Raw genomic sequence first — 20,107 nt, 5'->3', positions numbered from 1 at the left:
CAGTGATTTAAATATATAAATTACTTAAAAGTTAATGATTCAAACAATAATTGCCTTTCTCATAATTGGATTAATTCTCACAGTAATTTTAATCAATCCTGTTTTAGTAAAAAGGCGAAGAAACCGTCTCAAACATCGTCCTTTTCCCCCACTATGGAATGCAATTATTGAGAACAATCTTCCTATTTATCTCTGTCTCTCTCCCGATGAAATCAGACGACTTCAGGGACATATTCAAGTATTTTTAACAGAAAAGCAATTTATTGGCTGTAGAGGATTACAGGTGACGGAGGAAATGAAAGTTACTCTTGCTGCGATCGCCTGTTTACTTCTATTAAATGAACGTGGGCAGTACTTTCCCAGGCTTCGTTCAATTCTGGTGTATCCCAATGCCTATTTTGTTCAGGAAACAACTTCCATCGGAAAATATGTTGTTGAAGAAAGGCGTGTGGCCAGACTAGGAGAATCGTGGACAAATGACCAATTAGTACTGTCTTGGGAACAGGTGAAACAAGACATTAATAACTGGAAAGATGGACGTAACGTTGTGCTTCATGAATTTGCCCATCAATTGGATCAAGAAGATGGTAAAGCTGAGGGAGTTCCGATACTGCAACACAACTCAGACTATCCTATTTGGGCTAAGGTGATGACAGAAGCATATCAGCAACTTTGTAATGATGTTCTACAAGGTGCAAAGACTGTAATGGATAGCTATGGCGCAACGAATCCCGCAGAATTTTTTGCCGTAGCAACTGAGACATTCTTTGAGAAACCACACCAATTGCTGTCTAAGCATCCGGCACTTTATGAGCAATTGCAACGTTACTATCAATTAGATCCTTTGCAATGGGTATAAAGTAAGTAAGTAGGTAAGAAGAAATCACATTATATTCAGTTAATCAACCTTCCTTCAAAAATGTTAGTAGTTGGGACTTTAGTCCTGATTTCGTTCGTGTAGAGAGGACTAAAGTCCTCACTACAAACCTTGAATTTTACAGTGAATTGCAAGTTAGTAATTTTCAACTAGGAGCTTTTCATTGTCAAAATCTTCAAAGCTACTGCTTCAGGGACAGGCATCACCGATAATCGATTTCCTTGTCTCACCAACATTAAGTCTTCATCGCTAAACTTTTCTTTGAGTATTGATAGCAAGATTGGGTTTGAAAAAGTCTCAACGAATTCTACTACAACTGTTTGCCACCGAGGGGATTCGAAAGTTGATTTCGGGTCGTAGTATTTACTTTCTTGCTCAAACTGGGTCGGGTCAGCAATATCTTTTTTCACTACACGCATTAACCCAGCAATACCGGGAGGATTAGCATTGGAGTGGTAGAAAAAAGCTAAGTCCCCTTCCTCCATTTGGCGCAAAAAGTTACGAGCTTGATAATTGCGAACACCGTCCCAGATAGTCTGGCTTTGCTGTTGAAGGTCAGCAATGCTATAGGCTTCTGGCTCTGATTTCATTAGCCAATAATTCATCTACAAAAATTATCTATATACAAAAGCATTTTAATTTTGAGCAGGTAAGTAAGTTCGTAGTAAGGACTTTAGTCCTTATTTTTTAAGCACTAAAGTCCTTACTACAAACCCTCTTGCACTAGCTTAGACATTGTACTAGTGAATATTTGGCTTAACTACGATAAGCTATAACAGCATAAAATGGATCTCCTCCAGCTGCACCCAACCACTGAAATAAATTCGGTAATGTTGACTTATGAACTATAACTTCTGCGGTTGTAAATCCTGGGACTGAGGCGAAGTAGGCTTTGACTAATTCTACTCGCTGTGTTTCTGAAGCCTCCCGCCAAGCCTGAATCGCCTTTTCAAAAAACATTCGGTTAGAAAAGCTGATAATTGCAACACCACCGGGTTTCAAGATGCGATAAATTTCAGAAAATACTGCTTCCGGATATTGTACATACTGCACAGATACGCAATTGAGAACAGCATCAAAATCTCCATCTGGTAAAGGTAGCTGCGGATTTTCGTTAAGATTTTGCACAAAGTAATGATTTAAACGGGAATTTCGTGCTAATTCCTCAGCGTTGAGTCCGTGTCCCTCCACATGGTCAAACTCCATCTCTTCTGGCAGATGAGACACCCAACTGCTCATCATATCAAGAATGCGGGTGTTCGGTTTGAGGCGATCGCGATATAAATCCGTTAGCTGTTGAATAAATCCTTCATCGACATGGGTAACAAAGCGGGGATAGGCATAGAACAGCTTATCGTCTTTGTCGTCTAATTTCTGGCGTTGATTCGGTCTTAATTGCATAAATCTCTGTTTTGGAGTACTTTTTTCAAAAAATGCGGCAATTTCAGGTATTGTTCAAAAAACACTATGTAACATATTTTAATAACAGCAAGACACATAGACGAGTCTAAATAGGAGCATTCAATTTTATCAATTCAATGTTTTATAAATTACATATCTTGCGGCATATTTGGCGACAAACGCGTCTAGTGGGATTATTACCATATTTGAGTTTGTTACTTTGGATACTTCCCTTATTATTATTTACTTCTGGGCACAATAGCCTGATGGCACATGATGAAGCGCTTTACGCTTCGCGTGCGCGTCTGATGTTTGATTCTGATAATTGGATAACTCCTTGGACAACGGCACATCATAAAACCCCTGGCCCTTATTGGTTAATTGCCAGTTTCTACAAGCTGTTTGGTATGAGTGATACTAGTGCGCGTCTTCCTAGTATGATTGCTAGTATTTTTAGCTTATGGCTGGTGTATGAAATCGGCAAAATTATGCTGGGCAAAAAATTAGCTTGGCTTGCTGCTGCAATTTTAAGTGTGGAATTTCTCTGGCTACAATACTCTCGCTTAAGTACACCTGATATACCGATGGTTCTATTGGTACTTTTAGCTATTTTGTCTTTAATAAAAACGGAATCATATCCTAAATATCACTATTTTTGGAGTTTTATAGCTGGTTTAAGTTTAGGTTTAGGCTTCTTAGTCAGAAGCTTTATGATTTTTTTGCCAATTATCGCTTTATTCCCTTATTTAATTTGGGAACATCGCCGTCATCATCATCTTACTAATCCATTTTTGTATTTAGGCTTTTTTGTAGGTTTAATCCCTACCTGTGTTTGGCTGTGTTTAAGCTGGCTGCACTACGGAAATCAGAGTTTTGAAGAGTTGCTCAAGTTTGTTATGCAGCTAGGTTCTGAAAATAATTATAGAAATGATCGGCTGTTTTATTTATGGAATATTCTTTTAAAATCATTTCCTTGGGCTTTTTTCGGACTTTTAGGTTTATTTTTAACTGTACGTCGTCCTATTCCTCGTTATCAGTTAATATTAGTTGGCTTTCCACTTATCCTATTTTTTGAGCTTAGTCTTTTTAGCACTCGTCTTCCTCATTATAGTCTTTGCCTTTATCCGTTTATAGCTTTGTTTGCATCTGTGGGTTTAAACTGGTTAGGTAGTATTTACCAGACAGGAATTACCCCCCCATTCCCTCTTGAAAAAGATAAAATAAATATATTAAGCCTTTTTGCAAAAAAGAATCTTCCTCGAAATCTCAGTTATGGCTTTGGTGGGTTAGGTTTTTTACTTGTTATAGCGAGTATTAGCATTTTTAGTTGGGGTAGTTTTGATTTTCGCAAGTATGCAACTATTGGCTTGGCTATGGGCTTGGGTTGGTTAATTTTACCTGTAGTGTGGATTAGTCGTTACCACTTTGGCAAGAAATTTCTCACAGCGCGTTATTGGATTGCAGGTTGGTTAATTCCCTGTTGGCTAGCTTTGGCGACGATTGGTAGCACAGGTCTGTTAAGTGACTATAACCATGTTTTGAAAACTTTTTTACAACAAACTGCGATCGCCTCAACTCTTCAATCTCATCCTACCTACTATGTGGAAATAGACCAGAAAACCGAAGTATTATTTGAGTTCTATCTTCCTATTCATGCCCAGCAAGTAGCCTCTATTTCGCAAATACCAGCTTTGAGCTATGCTTGGATCTATACTGACCAATCCCCTAAATTATCTAGACCTCACCGTATTCTCGGCACTGTCAAAGAATACCAGTTGATCCAATTTCTTCCCTAAGATAGATGCAAAGCACCTGTTGCTAAAAAATGTTAATTTATATATAATAGTACGCACACTAAGTATTTTGCTAAATGGTTTCTACATCTAATCATTCCCCAGCTTTAGAGTCGTGGCAGCAAAATCTGGCACCATACAATTTGGGCTACAGAATCAAATTAGTCTCACAATTGCTCAGTCGCAAGTTTACAGATAAGCTAGAACCCTTTGGACTTACACCATTTCACTGGTTGGTGTTGTGCTGTTTGTGGCAAGAAGATGGTTTACCTACTTCTAGTATTGGAGATAAACTCAAACAAGTAGGAGGAACTTTAACAGGCGTACTAGATCGGATGGAAGAACGGGGTTTGGTGCGTCGAGAACGCGACACTCACGATCGCCGCATCTGGCGGATCTGGCTAACGGATGCAGGTAAAGAACTAGAAACTATCTTACCCCCAATCGCCGCCGCAGTCAGGGATGAAGCAATGGACGGTATTTCTTTTGCCGATCGAGAACTGTTTTCCCAAATCTTGAATCGGGCGATCGCTAACCTCTCCTAAAGATAATCTCACAATCACCCGACTGGAGGAGGTGCTGTAAAGATTTGTTTTGAGATAATATTACGCATACTAAGGAAATAAGATTTTTTTCAGAAAATACTACGCATTCTAAATAAACGACTATCAATCAAATCATCGAACAAGCGAGTTAAGAATCATGAAAACCAATACATTTAACGGACGCAACCAAAACAAAACCATAGTTATAGAAAAAGAATTGATTCCTAATTCAGAGACTTTAGAAGCTGTAACCGCAGAAGCGCCTGTTGTAACTCCTGAGATCGAGAAAGAAGTTGCACCGAAGCGGAAAAAACCGACTGGTTTGATTTTGGCAGGATTAGGTGTGGGTGCGATCGTTGCAGGTACTTTTGGTTATAACTATTGGCAATACGCCTCCACCCATCAAGAAACAGACAACGCCACCGTAGCGGGAAACATTCACCAAGTTAGTAGCCGCATTCCCGGAACTGTAAGTCAGGTGCTTGTGAATGATAACCAACTGGTGCAACCGGGACAATTGTTAGTGAAGTTAGATCCAAGAGACTATGAAAGTAAGGTACAGCAAGCACAAGCAGCCTTAGAAAATGCTCGTGGACAAGCCCAAGCTGCCCAAGCAAATATTGCTTTAAGTTCACAAACCACCACTGGTAAGACAACTCAAGCGCAGGGAGATGTTAGTGGTGCGTTAGCAGCAATTTCCACAGCCCAAGCAGCAGTACAAGAAGCCCAAGCTGGGATACCAGCCGCGCAAGCTGAAGTCAGATTAGCCGAAGCAGGTATTCCCGCCGCCCAAGCGCAGGTAGCGCAAGCAAATGCGAACTTGGAAAATGCCCAAGCAGATTACAATCGCTACAAGGAATTGTATCAATCAGGTGCGATCGCTCGTCAGCAGCTAGACGCAGCCAAGGCCGCTTTTAATGTAGCGACGGCACAAAGAAACGCTGCTGTTCAGGGAGTAGAACAAGCCCAAGCCAAGTTAGCCTCCGCCAAAGTTGGTGTTGCCAAAGCCCAGTCTCAACTAGCACAAGCGCAAGAAAATGTCACCAACGCCCAAGCGAAATTGGCAGCATCCAAGGGCGGATTGCAACAAGCCACCGCAGGCGGACAAGATACAACAGTCAAACGTAGCCAATATGAAGCGGCAAAAGCTGCGATCGCGCAATCAGAAGCATCGCTCAAAGACGCACAATTGCAGCTATCTTATGCCAATGTTACCGCCCCCAGTGCCGGACGAGTCGGTAGAAAAAACGTCGAAGTTGGCAACCGAGTTGCAGTAGGAACACCATTAATGGCGATCGTGGATAACGAGTATTGGGTAATTGCGAACTTTAAAGAAACCCAATTAGAAAAGATGCGCCCAGGAGAGACGGCAGAAATCAAGCTAGATGCTTTCCCTCATCATACCTTTGTTGGTCGTGTTGAAAGTCTTTCGCCAGCTTCCGGCGCTCAGTTTGCCTTATTGCCACCGGATAACGCTACAGGTAACTTTACCAAAGTTGTCCAACGCATCCCAGTCAAAGTAGTTTTTGACCAAAAGAGCATTCAAGGATACGAATCGCGGATTACTCCGGGGATGTCTGCGGAAGTAGCTGTGGAAGTCAAGTAATACCAAGTTGTCTGCAAACCTCTTTCTTGTTATGACATTCTCATACATCTATAGAGAGGCGTACAAAGATGAGGTGAAATGATATTTGTGAGAGCAGATTGGTATAAAACAAACCTGACATGAAAAAACCATTACTACCTGCTTTAAGGTCAAAAAACTACCAGTTGTTTTTTGCCGGACAAGGTATTTCCCTAATTGGGACATGGATGACGCAACTTGCGACGATTTGGCTAGTTTATAACTTGACAAACTCCGCATTAATGCTAGGAGTTGTGGGATTTTCGAGTCAAATTCCGAGCTTTTTTTTAGCTCCCTTTGGCGGAGTATTTGTAGATCGATTTTCTCGATATCGTACCTTAATTGGTACACAAATCTTGGCGATGATTCAATCGTTAACATTAGCAGTACTGGCGCTAACTGGTGTGATTGAGGTATGGCACATCATCGCCTTGAGCTTGTGTCAAGGATTTATTAACGCCTTAGATGCACCAGCCCGCCAAGCATTTGTTCCAGAACTGGTTGAACGCAGAGAAGATTTAGCCAATGCGATCGCCATTAACTCTACCATGATCAACGGTGCTAGATTGATTGGCCCTGCGATCGGGGGTTTACTAATTGCTAGAGTTGGAACTGGCTATTGTTTTTTAATAGACGGTTTAAGTTACATTGCTGTACTCGCCGCTTTATTGGCAATGAAAGTTAAGCCTTGGAAAAATGTGGTGACAGACGGTAATCCATTACAAAAAGTCAAAGAGGGATTTGTATATGCCTTTAGCTTTCCGCCCATTCGTTCGATTTTATTGCTATCAACTTTAGTCAGTCTCATGGGACTGCAAAACACAATTCTCGTACCAGTTATTGCAGAACAAGTACTCAAAGGTGGCGCAGAGAGTTTGGGTTTTTTGATGGCTGCATCTGGGGTTGGAGCTTTAACTGGTGGAATTTATCTAGCTACGCGCCAAACAATCTTAGGAATTGGTAAATTGATTGCTTTAGCTCCAGCAATTTTAGGAGTTGGTCTAATTGCCTTTTCTTTATCTCGATATTTACCACTTTCTTTATTTACAATGTTATTTGTTGGCTTAGGTACAATTCTCCAGATTGCTGCTAGCAACACATTTTTACAAACAATTGTTGAAGATGACAAACGTGGACGATTGATGAGCTTATACACAATGTCATTTTTGGGGATGATTCCCGTGGGCAACTTGTTAGGAGGTGTATTAGCCAGTCGTATTGGCGCACCCAACACTTTAATTATTGATGGGATAGCTTGTATTTTAGGTTCTATAATTTTTAGCAGACAGTTGCCTGCTTTAAGGCAGATCATGCGTCCAATTTATGAGCAAAAGGGCATTTTAATAAGTAATAAAGCTTAGGATAAAAAAATGCAAAGAGATGGTATAAAATTTATTGGAGAATAATACCTAACCCAGGAAGGCGTTCGCGGATTCGCTACCGTTGCGCTATCAGAACTAAGACACTGTTTGTTTATTTGCCAGTTGCACAAAATTAATTCTGTAGCTTGCTTCCCTGAAAGGGATTCTGGCTCCAGACTCTTGAATTCTGTTTGATAATAATTTTGTTATTTAACTTTTAAACTGGAACAACACTATGGCTAATACAGGTGTAATTCATCAGCAAGCACCACCAGAACGCGTACCGCTAAGAACCTGGATTGGTGTATTAGCCAGTATGCTTGGTGCATTTATGGCGGTATTAGATATTCAAATAACTAATGCTTCACTGCAAGATATTCAAGCAAGTTTAGGAGCAACTTTAGAAGAAGGCTCTTGGATTTCTACAGCTTATTTAGTAGCAGAGATTGTGGTAATTCCTTTAACAGGATGGTTATCGCGGGTGTTTTCTCTGCGACGTTATCTGTTAGTGAATACTGCACTATTTATTTTCTTTTCTATATGCTGCGCTTGGTCGTGGAATCTCAATTCCATGATTTTATTTCGCGCCTTGCAAGGTTTTAGTGGAGGAGTTTTAATTCCTACCGCTATGACAGTTGTATTAACGACTTTACCCCAATCTAAGCAATCAATTGGACTGGCTGCATTTGGTTTTAGTGCAGTTTTTGCGCCTTCAATTGGCCCAACATTAGGAGGTTGGTTAACAGAAAATTTTGGTTGGGAATACAATTTTTATATAAATGTAATTCCAGGCGCATTAATGCTAGCTGGAGTTTGGTACGGAATTAAGCAAGAAAAACCCCAAATTAATTTACTGAAACAAGGTGATTGGTGGGGAATTATTGCAATGGCTATTGGGTTAGGTTCTCTGCAAGTTGTTCTAGAAGAAGGTAGCCGCAAAGACTGGTTTAGTTCAGCGCTGATTCTGCGCTTAAGTGCGATCGCAGTAATTTTTCTGGCGATATTTTTCTTTATAGAATTAACTCGTAAGCAACCATTTATTAATTTACGACTTTTGTTTAGGCGGAATTTTGGTTTAGCTAGTATTGTTAATGTGTCCCTGGGGGTTGGATTGTATGGTTCAATTTATATTTTACCGTTGTATCTTGCCCAAATTCAAAAATACAATGCGCTACAAATTGGTGAAGTATTAATTTGGGCTGGTATTCCTCAACTTTTTATTATTCCACTCATACCCAAATTGATGCAACGCATTGATGTACGGTTAATGGTAGCTATTGGCGTAACATTGTTTTCCATTAGTGCATTTATGAACTCTGGAATGACTAATCAAACTGGATTAGATCAGTTACGCTGGTCGCAATTTGTGCGTGCAATGGGACAACCCCTAATTATGGTACCCCTAACTTCTATCGCTACTGCTGGATTGAGTCCACAAGAAGCAGGTTCAGCAAGTGGTTTATTTAATATGATGCGGAATCTGGGTGGTTCTATAGGAATTGCATCTTTAGCTACTTTATTAACTAACAGAGAGCAATTTCACTCGAATAGATTGGGTGATGGGATATCTTTATATAATCCAGAAACTCAACAGCGAATTGACCAAATGACACAGTATTTTGTCAGTAAAGGAGCAGATTTGAGTACAGCACAAAATCAAGCGATCGCATCCATATCTAATATAGTCCGCCGGGAAGCTTATGTAATGGCTTTTAATGATTGTTTCTATTTTATTGGCATTGCATTATTACTCAGTGGACTCGCCGTTTTATTCTTCAAAAAGGTGAAACCAAATGGTAATGCTGTCGCTCATTAAATTTATTGTATGGGTTAAAATATTTGATAAAACTACTAAGGTACTAAAATGGTCATCAGCCAAAGTGAGTACTATATCTCTCCAGAAGAATATCTAGAAGGTGAGAAAGTAAGTGAAATTAAACACGAGTATATTGATGGACAAGTCTACGCGATGGCAGGGGCAAGTGATGCTCATGTTACAGTTAGCATGAATGTTTCTATGCTGTTACGAAACCATCTCCGGGGTAGTGGATGCCGTGTTTATATGTTGGACATGAAAGCACAGATTGATGTCATCAACCGCTATTTTTATCCTGATGTAATGATAACTTGCGATACACGAGATAGAGAGTCTGAATATTTTAAATCCTATCCTTGTTTAATTATTGAAGTACTTTCTGAGTCAACAGAAGGCTATGACAGAGGCAAGAAATTCGCCAGTTATCGGCATTTAGAATCACTACAAGAGTATGTGCTAATTTCATCAGATCGAATGAGTGTAGAATGCTTCCGCCGTAATGAACAAGGACAGTGGGTACTTTACCCTTATGAACAAGAACAAGAAGTGCATTTAGCTAGCGTTGATTTTCGGTGTGCGATCGCCGAAATATATGAAGATGTATTAAGCTGAAAAGCATCTAAGTTGAATAAGTAAGTGAGCGTAAATAATTGTCGTTGGGATAAGGCAATAGGCAATAGGCAATAAGTATAAGGGTTTTAGCCTAGTTGATTTTTCCTTACATAGTTTGATTTTATTGTGCCAACTTCCTTAATCAATTAATAGGTATTATCGATTAGATGATATTTTTTCAATTTGCTTAGTAAAGTATGCTTCTTCATGTTTTAGTTGTTGTGCTATTTCCAACCCTTTTTTAAAAGCTGTTAATGCTTGAGGAAAATCTTTCTGCTCTAGATACAATTGCCCAATTTGGTCATAAGCTTGCATTGTCCCGTAAAAGTTGGCAGATTGTGTCTGTATCTGTACAAGGATTTGGCTAGCCTGCAAAGCCTCGTCTATTTGTCCTTGAGAACGGTACAGTGCAATTAACTTCTGCAAAGCGTCGCCAGCACGAACATACTCGCGTAATTGCCAAGCAATGGTATAAGCTTCTTGATAATTTTGAAAAGCTTCTAGCAGTAAGTTAGGATCTTTCTTGGCTAGAGATTCGTAATTTGCAGCGATCGCTAGCTTTAATTCTGGGATTACAGTAAGATTATTTTCGTTAGTGTAAATTTCAACTAGCTTATTAAGTACATTCAATGACTGCTGCGGTTGTTGTGTCTGCTCGTAAATGTAAGCCAGCCGTTGCAGATATGTTACCTCATTTACACGTTCACCTTGAGATGTAGCTAAACTCAATAATTCCTCGTAGACTGGGGCAGCTTTGGTATAATCAAACCAAGTTAAATGTAGTTCCCCAATTGTTTTAAGCATTTCTACTACTGCTGCTGGATCTTTTTGCTGCCGCACCACTAACAAAACTTGGTCGTAAGCTTCCACAGCTAGTTTAATTGATCGCACATTTTGGTAAGCTTGGGCTAGCAATCGCCATAATTCCAGATCAACTTGGGCAGTTGTTTTCTGAGATTGCGCCTGCTTTTGAATTGCTTGCAATCGCTGCGTAATATATTGTACTTCTTCCCCATCATTTTGCTTCCAAGCGATCGCCCCGACTCGTGATAGTGCTTGTACCTCTGCTAACGAACCTAAAAAGCGCCGCAAGCGAAGTTCCCGGTTCCAAATTTCAAACGCCGCCACCCGATCCCCTGCTTGCAATTTCGCTGCTGCTTCTTGATTTAAGGCATCCAGCGCTAGTTCTAAGTTTTGCTGTTCTTGGAGAGTTAACGGCTGTTTATCCTTGGGTAAACGTGGCAGCAGTGGGTCGGGTGTGGTGATTTCTAGAGGACTAGGAGGGAATTTATCCGGTGGTTTGGGCTTTTTAGTCTGTGCCAGCGTTAAGGAGTTGCTAAAGAGAATAGCGGCAGTAACAATCACAATTAAGCGCCTGAGCATGGGTACTTTACCTTATCTTGAGTTATTTGCATGAGTTAATTTCCCCATGCCCTATTATTTTTACCTTATTTCAGCAATTCCGAGGCGTAATACTAATTCACGAGCATCGCAAAACACTATGTTATTCTAAGCCCGTAGAAATGCTGAAATACTCTATTCGATTATTACTTCACTACTTGAAGTATCGTTTTATTCTGGTGTTCAATTAATTCATACCGCACTCAGCAACGCCAGCATTAAGGACTTCCAAATAAAAAAATATCCCATTTTGTGTTTACACCGTAGCCTTAAAGGAGAGAGGTTTTTAGTATGCTCACGATTTTCACAACATTCTCAAAGTGTCTAAATCTGTGATTGTCATTGTTTTGCCATCAGACGCAACACTGACAATAATTTTGCTGTTGGGGCTGAGTACAGTATTACGAACTAATCCATGAATATCTGTAATGTCTTTATTATTTATCCAGTCCCAAAAATGGGCTTCACAACAACTATCAAAAATAACTGTTTTAGCATCGGGGCTGAGAATTAATTTGTAGATTGAACTAGAATTTCCCTGTAATGTTTTTAATAGTTTTAAGGTCTGAGCATCCCAAACTTTTACCATCCAAATATTGCTCGTAATTTCACCTTGACTTATTAGGCTATCTGTCCCACCACTTACTAATAATTTGCTATCTGTACTAACAGCGATCGCATCGATTTCACGAGAATGAGCAGCTAAATTATCTACAAATAATTGACGATCTAAATGCCAAATCTGGAGTGTGCCAAACAAGCCAATATAGATAGTTTGGCTATCTTGACTGATTGCTAAAGACAGAATATTATTAGCACCAGTATTAAGAGTATGTTGAAGTTGACCCAGCCGTAAATCCCAAACTTTTACCACTGAATCATTCCAACTTCCACTAACTAACTTTTGACCATCAGAACTAATTTTTAATGTGATGATATTTCCCAAGTGGCCAGGATAAAGTATTTTTTTTATTGTGCCATTTTTATAATTCCATACTTGAATTGTGCCTTTTGATGTTCCAATAACTAAAGTTTCTTTGTCTGGACTGACTGCCAAAGATTGAATTTCACCAGAACCAGAAGGCAGACTGATAGTTTTTTCTAGGCTTTGATTGCTCAAATTCCAAATTGTGATAGTTTCATTTCCGTTACCACTAATTAGGCTTTGATTATCGTATGCAATTGCTAATACCCCTATATGTTCTGGTGCTAATAAAGTTTTTCCAATCTGTTTATTACTAGAATTTTCTATTTGAGTTTGTTGCTTAAGTTCAGCATACATTTGAGGAAGTTGGAAGACTGGCGCAATCATGAATGCTATAAGTAATTTAGCTAAAAATCGAATCAAACTTTTCTTGATATTACGTAGAGTCTTAACTTGTATTTTTTGATGATTAGTTGATGAATTGCTGTAATTAAAATTAATTAACTCTATGATTTTAGGCAGTTGTGCAATTAAGTTTATAGCTGCCTGCTGTGTAAGTTGAAGAGGTATTTGATTAGTCAGTTGGATAATTTTTAATTCAAATGGTAGTCTATTGCGATTAACTGGTGTAAAATCCAATCCAGTAAAAAACTGCCTATTTGGACGTGGGCAATTGAAGTATAAAGGTAGTGCTATCTGGCGGCTGAGACGAGCTAACAACAACTTACTAAAATTGTCTAGCTGCTCTTGTGGTTCAACATACAAATTGTATAGTATGGAACACTCTGCTTGTTGAGAAAAGTGAATGTAGCCGATCGCACGACCATCCTGTTCAATAATCCACTCTTTCCATCTGACAGAAAACCACATCAAAATCATCAGTTCTAAATACAACCAGACAGCTATGGTAATTCCTAAAAATTGAGTACCCAAAAAATAAAAATCAAAGTTAGCTAACCATGTTAAGCCAAATATTGCTCTGAGACTGCCAAAAATTACGCTGACTAAAACAAAAGCACTGCTTGATACGAAGGCGATTAAGCTAAAAACATAAAGTCGAGAGTTTCTAAACTGTTTTCTGTGCCAAAAATTATTGTAAAAATTGAATTGTTCTTCAAAGTTTTGGAATGGGCGAATTAAAATCCCAGGTGATAAAGATACATTAGCTGATGGCTGCTTGATGATCGGTATTGGTTTACCCAATAAACCCATACAAGGTATTTTAGACAACCGCATTTCTTTAGGCACTTGCTCTTTGAGAAGCGCAACAAAGCCAAATCGAGCGTAAAAAGATTGCAGTTGTGGAACACAGATAAGATAAACTGGTTGCCCAATATTCTTTAAACAATTCCAGAGTAGATATGAACCAACACCCCGCGATCGGTGTTGGGAAGTAATATAAAGTGTAGAAAGTATAGTGTAGTTCGAGCGTTGTAAAAGTATTGCCCATCCAACAATTTGCTGTTGATATTCAGCTACCCACACGGTGCGATTGGGAGATTCTGATGCTAACAACCTGGGAATTAAATGCTTAAGTGTAACTCCAACTAAAAATCCAGTAATAATTCCAGATCCCATTACCAAAATCAACGACCAATTACCTTCGTTTAATGATGGGAGAATATATTGCAAATCTTGAAAAAAGATATTATCTGGTAACTTTCCATATTCAAACAAATAAGCTTTATGAATGATAGATAATTTATTTAGCCACGCTTCCAGAAGTGAACGGATGCTAATAACTAGCCACAAGAAAGCTATAGCAGCAATCCAAAATGAAGCATTAAAGTTGTACGATTGGATATCTTGTAAAGTGCCACGCCGTAACGAGTAACCCGACGGTGGTTGGTAGGATTCAACAGGTGGTTCTCCAGATGAGGACATTGATTAATGATGCTTTGAGTAAAGTGAAAGCATAAACACTACTTTGTTAATGCTCCTAGCTTTTCACGCCGCTTAAATTATCGAGAACCGCAATTACACTGAAAACAAAGCTTTAGTTGTTGGGCGATAAGTAGCTCAACCTTATATAGCAGTCCTAAATCAACAAGAACCCTGGTTTCTTTAAGAAACCGGGGTTTAGGCGGGTCATTGACTTTCTTTTTCTCCTTTGGCTCGTTCCTGTGTCAAACTGTCAATTGCATCACCCAAAGCAGTAGTAAGGCTATTGCGGGTTTGGCCATGATTATCTTGCTCAGTTTTCAAAGCTTGCAAAAGGCGATCGCGTTCTTTGATTAGGGCGATGAGTTTAGTTTGTAACTCCTCCACAGATTTTAGTTGTTCTATCTCTTGTTGAATCGCTGTTAGTGATGTCCCAGCAGCCAGTGTCTCGACCTCAAGACCCCGGAGTTTATGCAAGTCTGCCTTGAGTGATGCGATCGCCTGTTGGGACAGTTGGGCATCTGTGCGGCGTTGTTCTGCCTCTGTGTTGTAAAGCTGTCGCCATTTTTGGGCACTTTCCCAAGCCGTATCGCGATCGCTTTGAAGTGCCGCCATCTGCTCTCTGAGTTCCTGGATTTCTGTCAACCACTGTTGTGTAAAATCTTGATTCATAAATTAAATAGTCATTTGTCATTTGTCATTGGTCATTTGTCATTTATTATTCTCCCCCTGCCCCCTGCCTCTCTTGCCTCCCCGCCTCCCCACTACCCACTCGGTATTATTGCGGTAAAAAGATAAATGCGATCGCTACGCAAAATTTGGCACAGTAGTTAAGAAACCTAACCAGTTTTAACTCTAAATTATGCCAAAGCCTCGTTTTTTTCGCTTTTTTTACTATCTCAATTGGCGCACGCTCAAAAAAACTTTTGCTAGGACAATGGAAAGACGACTTTTGGGACTAGCCTCAGAAATCGCCTTCAATGCGATGTTATCGCTGTTTCCAGCGATTCTTGCTGTCCTCACAGCCATTGGTTTATTGGCAGAATCTTTACAAGCTACCTTTAAACAACTAGCGGCCCAACTTAGTCAAATCCTACCCGAACAAGCCCTGGTTCTAATTCGTGATTTTGCTACCACAGAAATTACCAATTCTAGAAACAGTGGCTTATTTTCTCTAAGCTTTGTATTAGCAATTTGGACTGCTTCTGGGGCGGTGAATACCGCTATGACAGCCCTCGACCAAATTCATCAAATTCCTTCAGAAAATATGCGCCCCTTTTGGAAAGCCAAGCTCGTCTCTCTGGGATTAACAGTTGGTACTATGTTGCTTTTAGTGCTGGCTTCTTTCTTAGTGTTTACCAGCGATTGGCTTTTGGGAATGGTAGTACGCGAAAATGGTTCCTTGATCGTCTTATTACATCTTTGGCAGCTGTTACGCTGGCCTTTAGCTTTAAGTATTGTTGCTGTTGCTTTTGGCTTTGTCTATCGCTATGGGCCAAGTGTATGGAACTCAGGCACGCCAATGATGCCTGGAGCAATTTTGGCAGCTGTTTTCTGGGCAATATTATCTGCCCTATTTCGGCTTTATGTGGCGAATTTTGGCAATTATAATAAAGTATATGGTGCTGTAGGGGCTGTGATAGTTTTAATGCTCTGGCTGTCGATGAGCGCTGCTGTACTGTTAATTGGTGATCAGTTGAATGTGACAGTCGGTGAAGATATGCGTCTAAAAGCGCAGTCACAATCTAACGAAAAATATTAATTTGTAAATCCTTGAGAAAACTTTTGCAAAAGCTCAGTAGGGGAGTAGAATATCTAACGATTCAATGCAAAATTAGCGATCGCCTTCATGCCAGATTCTCCTACTCGGTTTTCTATGATTGAACCTGATGCTAAAGCACCCACCTTGAAGCGCCTGCGTCAGTTAAGTCGGCTGCTAGATAATGTTATTACCATTCCTGGTACGAAGATTGGTTTTGGTCTAGATCCAATTTTAGGACTTATACCTATTGGTGGTGATTTTTTGGGAGTCATGTTTTCTAGCTATATCATCCTAGAGGCAGCGCGGCTGGGTGTCTCTAGAGCCACTTTAGGTAAAATGGTTGTAAATGTGATCGTTGATGGCTTGGTAGGCACTGTCCCCGTTTTGGGAGACTTTTTTGATTTTGCCTGGAGAGCTAACACTAATAATATCAAGCTATTGGAAGAATACTTAAAGTTTCCTAGCGAGCAAAAGAGTGCAGACAGGTTATTTATCATTGCTCTTTTGGTTGGATTGTTGCTGATATCCATTGTTTTAGTAGCATTACCCGTGATACTAATTAGAATATTCTGGAACGCTTTAACTGGTGGTTAAATTATTGATAGATAATGGAATGAAAGATTGGTGGCAAGCGACTTTTCCCAAAGGACGGCAAACTTTAATTATTACTGATGCTAAAGGCTATCCTGTACAAATTTCTTATGGCGAAAAAGGTAGAGGGAAACCGCTAATTTTATTACATGGCATGGGTAGTTGGAGCTATAATTGGCGACACAGTGTAACAGAATTATCTAAATATTTTCGGGTAATTTGTTTTGATGCCAAAGGTTTTGGCTTTTCTGAAAAACCATTGTCTCGTCGAGAACACAACGGTCATCAAGTTATTGAGTTTCAAAGAATTATTCAGGCATTATGTGATGAACCAGCAGTGATTGTAGCAGAATCTCTGGGGGGATTAGTTGCCCTTGCTCTTGCTCAAGAAAATCCGCAGTTAATCGGGCAGCTTGTAGTAGTAAATGTACCTGTTTTTGCCCAACGTCTACCCCATTGGGCTATGGGACTACTTGCCCAAACTCCTCTAGAAATCATCCAAACAATTGACTCCTTACGTCTGGCATATTTGTTTGCACCTCTATTAAAAGAAATTATGGCAATAGAAAGACGTGGGGTATTATTTGATCCGTCAATTTTGACAAAAGAAGATGTCTATTGGATAACTTACCCCTTTATTCAATTTCCTGGTACGATTGTCAAAGTTGCCGAAGAATTACAAATAGCAGCGCGAGAAATTGAGAATTGGCAAGCAAACAAGCCAAATATGCTTACCAAAATTCAAAATAAACTAAGTGCAATTAAGTGTCCTACACTAGTTTTGTGGGGTGATCAAGATAGTTGGTTTCCTGCTACTCATGGTGAAAAATTACATCAGCATATCCCAAATTCCAAATTAAAAATTTTGTCTAACTGCTATCATGACGCTTCAAGTGGTGCTTCTAAGGAGTTGAATGCAGCGATTCTGGAATTTTTACGGGATGGTGAAACTGTATTAAGACCGCTTGATAGCTAAGGTAAGTCCATCGGCAATGGGGACAAGGGAGAGTGTTACCCGTTCATCATGATGTAACTTCTCATTGAGTGCGCGAATCGATTGGGTGCTTTCATCTTGATTTTCCGGGTCAGCAACTTGTCCTGACCATAAAACATTATCAATCGCAATCAATCCGCCTGGACGCAACAATTGTAGCGATCGCTCATAATATCCATCATAATTTTCTTTATCAGCATCAATAAAAGCAAAATCAAATGTATCGGCTTGCCCAGTTGCCAACAGCTGATCTAAAGTTTCTAAACCTGGAGCCAATCGTAGATCGATTTTATGGGCAACTCCGGCTTCTTGCCAATATCGGCGGGCGATCGCAGTAAATTCTTCACTTACATCAGCAGCGATAATTTTACCATCATCAGGAAGTGCTAAAGCCACTGAGAGCGAGCTATAACCTGTAAATACACCAACTTCTAGGGTTTTCTTGGCTCCAATTAGCTGTACTAGCAGTCTCATAAACTGCCCTTGTTCTGGTGAAATCTGCATTGTGCTTCTGGGATGATTGGCAGTTTCTTGGCGCAACTTCAAAAGAATCTCTGGTTCCCGCAATGAAACGGATAAAAGGTAATTATAGAGTTGATCGTCAAGACCTATAGACTGTTTTGGCATGGTAGATGAGAGAATTGCAATAATCTACAGTTATACTACCGCCTAAAAGTGGTTTATCAAACATCAGACAAGGGGACTTTTAAAATATCCTCTAACCCGGATTTTTCACGCATAGTGTAGGCTTCAGGGGAAGAGGAGTGTGGGGAGTGTGGGGGGTAAGATTTCTTCCCCATCCTCCCACACCTCCCACACTTCCCACACCCCTTGGATTTCTCACTTGTGAGAAATCCAGGCTAAATTCTCAGTTCGGAGTCTTCCTTCAAGATATACCAAATACCATTATTATCTTGACGTAAAATCTGATATTTTTGCTCAATAAATTCTAGTAGATTAGGGAATTTGTCTTTGATTATAGCCTGGGGTTCGTAATCAATAAAAATATAAGGAGGCTTTGATGAATCCAACTGCTTTATAAGTGCTGACCATTGCTCAGATAAAAAATATTCAAGAGCCCAACCACGTAGTACTGTAGCTTGATTCCGACCAGAAAAATAGTAAATAGATGGATCGCCAGCTACATAAATATCACCAACAAGATTTCCTGGTAGAGATATAAAATTAGCTTCTGAACGAAGAGATGGATATTTTGGCCTAAAGACAGCCTGATATTGCAATCGTGTATCTTCAGTTAAAGCAAAATTATTATTAACCAGAGTAATACTCTTTTTTACGAGAGTGAAAGAGAAAGGTAAGAACAATAAAAATACCAGTAAAATAGTTGGGATTCGAGACTTTAATCCTTTTAAGGAATCCCACAATATATCTAATCCCTTAGTTGCTAAAATACCTATAGGTACAAACAATAGTAAATAATGATATTCCCACAATGCTGTTCCCTGTAAAAGAATAACAGACAAAGCAAAAATACACCAAACAACAAGTAACAAAGTCAATATATTCTTAGACTTATACAATGATACATATACTGCAACAGCAGTCATTAAAATTAAAGAATAAAAATTCTGTAATAACCATTTTATTCCCAAAACAAAATTAGTTTTATTAAATGCAGCATTAGCGACAATCATCGGTGGATATATAAAAAATGTCTTAAACACTATCGCAAAACTATTAACCGAGATAAAGTAGCTGGCAACAACCAAAAGAGGAAATGTAACTCCTATAAAAATTGGAATAAAAATCTCAATGAAGTTTTTTTGAATACTGTGGCGTTTTATTAGTATAGAATACATCAATATAGTTAGCCAGAATGAAACCAAGATCAGCAGAAATAAGAATTTAAATAAAAGAACAATTCCGCCTAAAAAGCCTGACATTAAAAGCAGATAAAATCTTTGCTTTCCTTCTTTTGTAAAAGATTTAAAAGTAACCCAAAGACAAAGGAATAAAGGAAAACCGACCAGTGCTTCTACTTGAGTCAGATGCCAAGCACCGGAAACAATATAGTAAACGCCAACTGTTAACAAAGGTACTAGACTTGCAATTATCTGATGTCGAAAATAGCTTTTTAGAGTCAGCAGCAATATTATCGAAAAAAATACCATGTAAATAAGTTCAAATACATGGATACCAATCTCATTAAAACCAAACAAACTTCCTGCTAAAAAATAAAATGAGAAAATTCCCGGTTGTTTAATATCCCAAAAATCTCGATAAAGTACCTTTCCTTGTTGCATTTCCAAAGCACCTAACCTAAAAAATGCTTGATCTCCGTCAAATGGAAAAGGTAAATGTATCAGACCAATAATGACAATAGCAATCAAAACTATAAAGTCAATTTTATTTAATTTAGCAATCCTAATCATGGAAATTTAAATTTATATTTAAGTGACTATTTCGCAGTAGTTAATATTCTAATAAGATAACAGAAATTCTGTCTTTTTTTATTACTCATAATGCCTAAAAACTGTAATCAATAAAGATTATGAGTCTATTG

General features: G+C 39.2%; 18 protein-coding genes and 1 pseudogene. 11 read left to right on the top strand and 8 right to left on the bottom strand.

Annotated elements, in window-relative coordinates; translation table 11 throughout:
- Nucleotides 1–34 precede the first annotated feature (34 nt).
- Entirely contained in the window at nt 35–859 is an 825-nt protein-coding gene (locus tag ACFFRD_RS34645; RefSeq protein WP_392480411.1) for a zinc-dependent peptidase, read from the top strand.
- Nucleotides 860–1,026: 167 nt separating this feature from the next.
- Here the strand turns inward: ACFFRD_RS34645 and ACFFRD_RS34640 are convergent, their stop codons facing one another.
- Both ACFFRD_RS34640 and ACFFRD_RS34635 read right to left on the bottom strand, forming a co-directional pair.
- Nucleotides 1,027–1,482, bottom strand: coding sequence for an EVE domain-containing protein (locus ACFFRD_RS34640; protein ID WP_392480410.1), 456 nt, complete (start codon nt 1,480–1,482; stop codon nt 1,027–1,029).
- 151 nt (nt 1,483–1,633) lie between these two features.
- A complete protein-coding gene (locus tag ACFFRD_RS34635; RefSeq protein WP_392480409.1) occupies nt 1,634–2,278 on the bottom strand; it encodes a class I SAM-dependent methyltransferase in 645 nt (214 codons plus the stop codon).
- A 137-nt stretch (nt 2,279–2,415) separates the two neighbouring features.
- Here ACFFRD_RS34635 and ACFFRD_RS34630 point away from each other — a divergent pair, with 137 nt between their 5' ends.
- The 6 genes from ACFFRD_RS34630 (at nt 2,416) to ACFFRD_RS34605 (ending at nt 10,029) form a co-directional block, all read left to right on the top strand.
- On the top strand, nt 2,416–4,074 hold the full coding sequence (locus ACFFRD_RS34630; protein ID WP_392480407.1) for an ArnT family glycosyltransferase: 1,659 nt from the start codon (nt 2,416–2,418) through the stop codon (nt 4,072–4,074).
- A 74-nt stretch (nt 4,075–4,148) separates the two neighbouring features.
- Nucleotides 4,149–4,616, top strand: coding sequence for a MarR family winged helix-turn-helix transcriptional regulator (locus ACFFRD_RS34625; RefSeq protein ID WP_012410030.1), 468 nt, complete (start codon nt 4,149–4,151; stop codon nt 4,614–4,616).
- Between the two features lie 157 nt (nt 4,617–4,773).
- A complete protein-coding gene (locus tag ACFFRD_RS34620; RefSeq protein ID WP_392480405.1) occupies nt 4,774–6,222 on the top strand; it encodes an HlyD family secretion protein in 1,449 nt (482 codons plus the stop codon).
- 119 nt (nt 6,223–6,341) lie between these two features.
- Entirely contained in the window at nt 6,342–7,601 is a 1,260-nt protein-coding gene (locus ACFFRD_RS34615; protein WP_392480403.1) for an MFS transporter, read from the top strand.
- A gap of 235 nt (nt 7,602–7,836) precedes the next feature.
- A complete protein-coding gene (locus ACFFRD_RS34610; RefSeq protein ID WP_392480402.1) occupies nt 7,837–9,417 on the top strand; it encodes a DHA2 family efflux MFS transporter permease subunit in 1,581 nt (526 codons plus the stop codon).
- Nucleotides 9,418–9,465: 48 nt separating this feature from the next.
- Nucleotides 9,466–10,029, top strand: coding sequence for a Uma2 family endonuclease (locus ACFFRD_RS34605; protein ID WP_392480400.1), 564 nt, complete (start codon nt 9,466–9,468; stop codon nt 10,027–10,029).
- Nucleotides 10,030–10,185: 156 nt separating this feature from the next.
- Here the strand turns inward: ACFFRD_RS34605 and ACFFRD_RS34600 are convergent, their stop codons facing one another.
- Complete coding sequence (locus ACFFRD_RS34600; RefSeq protein ID WP_392480398.1) at nt 10,186–11,412, bottom strand: tetratricopeptide repeat protein; 1,227 nt, start codon at nt 11,410–11,412, stop codon at nt 10,186–10,188.
- Nucleotides 11,413–11,516: 104 nt separating this feature from the next.
- Here ACFFRD_RS34600 and ACFFRD_RS34595 point away from each other — a divergent pair.
- A pseudogene (locus tag ACFFRD_RS34595) lies at nt 11,517–11,621 on the top strand (IS1 family transposase); the annotation flags it as partial.
- Nucleotides 11,622–11,734: 113 nt separating this feature from the next.
- On the opposite strand, the gene ACFFRD_RS34590 reads toward ACFFRD_RS34595, so the two are convergent.
- Complete coding sequence (locus tag ACFFRD_RS34590) at nt 11,735–14,239, bottom strand: GNAT family N-acetyltransferase (protein WP_392480396.1); 2,505 nt, start codon at nt 14,237–14,239, stop codon at nt 11,735–11,737.
- Nucleotides 14,240–14,443: 204 nt separating this feature from the next.
- The gene (locus ACFFRD_RS34585) at nt 14,444–14,908 is read right to left on the bottom strand and encodes a hypothetical protein (protein ID WP_114081744.1); all 465 of its coding nucleotides are present in this window, start codon (nt 14,906–14,908) and stop codon (nt 14,444–14,446) included.
- A 190-nt stretch (nt 14,909–15,098) separates the two neighbouring features.
- Between ACFFRD_RS34585 and ACFFRD_RS34580 the strand changes: the two genes are divergently transcribed.
- From ACFFRD_RS34580 to ACFFRD_RS34570, 3 genes are all read left to right on the top strand, one after another.
- Nucleotides 15,099–15,998, top strand: a complete 900-nt coding sequence (locus ACFFRD_RS34580) for a YihY/virulence factor BrkB family protein (RefSeq protein WP_179073932.1) — start codon at nt 15,099–15,101, stop codon at nt 15,996–15,998.
- An 87-nt stretch (nt 15,999–16,085) separates the two neighbouring features.
- Nucleotides 16,086–16,592 (top strand): DUF4112 domain-containing protein, encoded by a 507-nt coding sequence (locus ACFFRD_RS34575; protein WP_114081746.1) that lies wholly within the window; start codon nt 16,086–16,088, stop codon nt 16,590–16,592.
- Nucleotides 16,593–16,611: 19 nt separating this feature from the next.
- Nucleotides 16,612–17,565: an alpha/beta fold hydrolase gene (locus ACFFRD_RS34570; RefSeq protein WP_392483243.1), complete on the top strand. Its 954-nt coding sequence runs from the start codon at nt 16,612–16,614 to the stop codon at nt 17,563–17,565.
- On the opposite strand, the gene ACFFRD_RS34565 is transcribed toward ACFFRD_RS34570, so the two are convergent.
- From ACFFRD_RS34565 to ACFFRD_RS34555, 3 genes are all read right to left on the bottom strand, one after another.
- On the bottom strand, nt 17,545–18,210 hold the full coding sequence (locus tag ACFFRD_RS34565; protein ID WP_392480393.1) for a class I SAM-dependent methyltransferase: 666 nt from the start codon (nt 18,208–18,210) through the stop codon (nt 17,545–17,547). The two genes, ACFFRD_RS34570 and ACFFRD_RS34565, sit on opposite strands and share 21 nt — an antisense overlap.
- A gap of 91 nt (nt 18,211–18,301) precedes the next feature.
- The gene (locus tag ACFFRD_RS34560) at nt 18,302–18,427 is read right to left on the bottom strand and encodes a hypothetical protein (RefSeq protein ID WP_392480391.1); all 126 of its coding nucleotides are present in this window, start codon (nt 18,425–18,427) and stop codon (nt 18,302–18,304) included.
- 16 nt (nt 18,428–18,443) lie between these two features.
- Complete coding sequence (locus ACFFRD_RS34555; RefSeq protein ID WP_392480389.1) at nt 18,444–19,976, bottom strand: hypothetical protein; 1,533 nt, start codon at nt 19,974–19,976, stop codon at nt 18,444–18,446.
- Nucleotides 19,977–20,107 lie beyond the last annotated feature (131 nt).

Origin of the sequence: Nostoc sp. C110 (assembly GCF_043099725.1) — a bacterium.
Taxonomy (GTDB): domain Bacteria; phylum Cyanobacteriota; class Cyanobacteriia; order Cyanobacteriales; family Nostocaceae; genus Nostoc; species Nostoc muscorum_A.
This window is presented reverse-complemented; position numbering and strand designations above follow the sequence as displayed.

Coding starts and splice junctions, on each gene's coding strand:
- ACFFRD_RS34575 (WP_114081746.1), top strand. CDS start 16,086: ATGCCAGATTCTCCTACTCGGTTTTCTATGATTGAACCTGATGCTAAA.
- ACFFRD_RS34585 (WP_114081744.1), bottom strand. CDS start 14,908: ATGAATCAAGATTTTACACAACAGTGGTTGACAGAAATCCAGGAACTC.
- ACFFRD_RS34645 (WP_392480411.1), top strand. CDS start 35: ATGATTCAAACAATAATTGCCTTTCTCATAATTGGATTAATTCTCACA.
- ACFFRD_RS34615 (WP_392480403.1), top strand. CDS start 6,342: ATGAAAAAACCATTACTACCTGCTTTAAGGTCAAAAAACTACCAGTTG.
- ACFFRD_RS34630 (WP_392480407.1), top strand. CDS start 2,416: ATGTTTTATAAATTACATATCTTGCGGCATATTTGGCGACAAACGCGT.
- ACFFRD_RS34625 (WP_012410030.1), top strand. CDS start 4,149: ATGGTTTCTACATCTAATCATTCCCCAGCTTTAGAGTCGTGGCAGCAA.
- ACFFRD_RS34590 (WP_392480396.1), bottom strand. CDS start 14,239: ATGTCCTCATCTGGAGAACCACCTGTTGAATCCTACCAACCACCGTCG.
- ACFFRD_RS34600 (WP_392480398.1), bottom strand. CDS start 11,412: ATGCTCAGGCGCTTAATTGTGATTGTTACTGCCGCTATTCTCTTTAGC.
- ACFFRD_RS34565 (WP_392480393.1), bottom strand. CDS start 18,210: ATGCCAAAACAGTCTATAGGTCTTGACGATCAACTCTATAATTACCTT.
- ACFFRD_RS34555 (WP_392480389.1), bottom strand. CDS start 19,976: ATGATTAGGATTGCTAAATTAAATAAAATTGACTTTATAGTTTTGATT.
- ACFFRD_RS34610 (WP_392480402.1), top strand. CDS start 7,837: ATGGCTAATACAGGTGTAATTCATCAGCAAGCACCACCAGAACGCGTA.
- ACFFRD_RS34640 (WP_392480410.1), bottom strand. CDS start 1,482: ATGAATTATTGGCTAATGAAATCAGAGCCAGAAGCCTATAGCATTGCT.
- ACFFRD_RS34570 (WP_392483243.1), top strand. CDS start 16,612: ATGAAAGATTGGTGGCAAGCGACTTTTCCCAAAGGACGGCAAACTTTA.
- ACFFRD_RS34620 (WP_392480405.1), top strand. CDS start 4,774: ATGAAAACCAATACATTTAACGGACGCAACCAAAACAAAACCATAGTT.
- ACFFRD_RS34580 (WP_179073932.1), top strand. CDS start 15,099: ATGCCAAAGCCTCGTTTTTTTCGCTTTTTTTACTATCTCAATTGGCGC.
- ACFFRD_RS34605 (WP_392480400.1), top strand. CDS start 9,466: ATGGTCATCAGCCAAAGTGAGTACTATATCTCTCCAGAAGAATATCTA.
- ACFFRD_RS34635 (WP_392480409.1), bottom strand. CDS start 2,278: ATGCAATTAAGACCGAATCAACGCCAGAAATTAGACGACAAAGACGAT.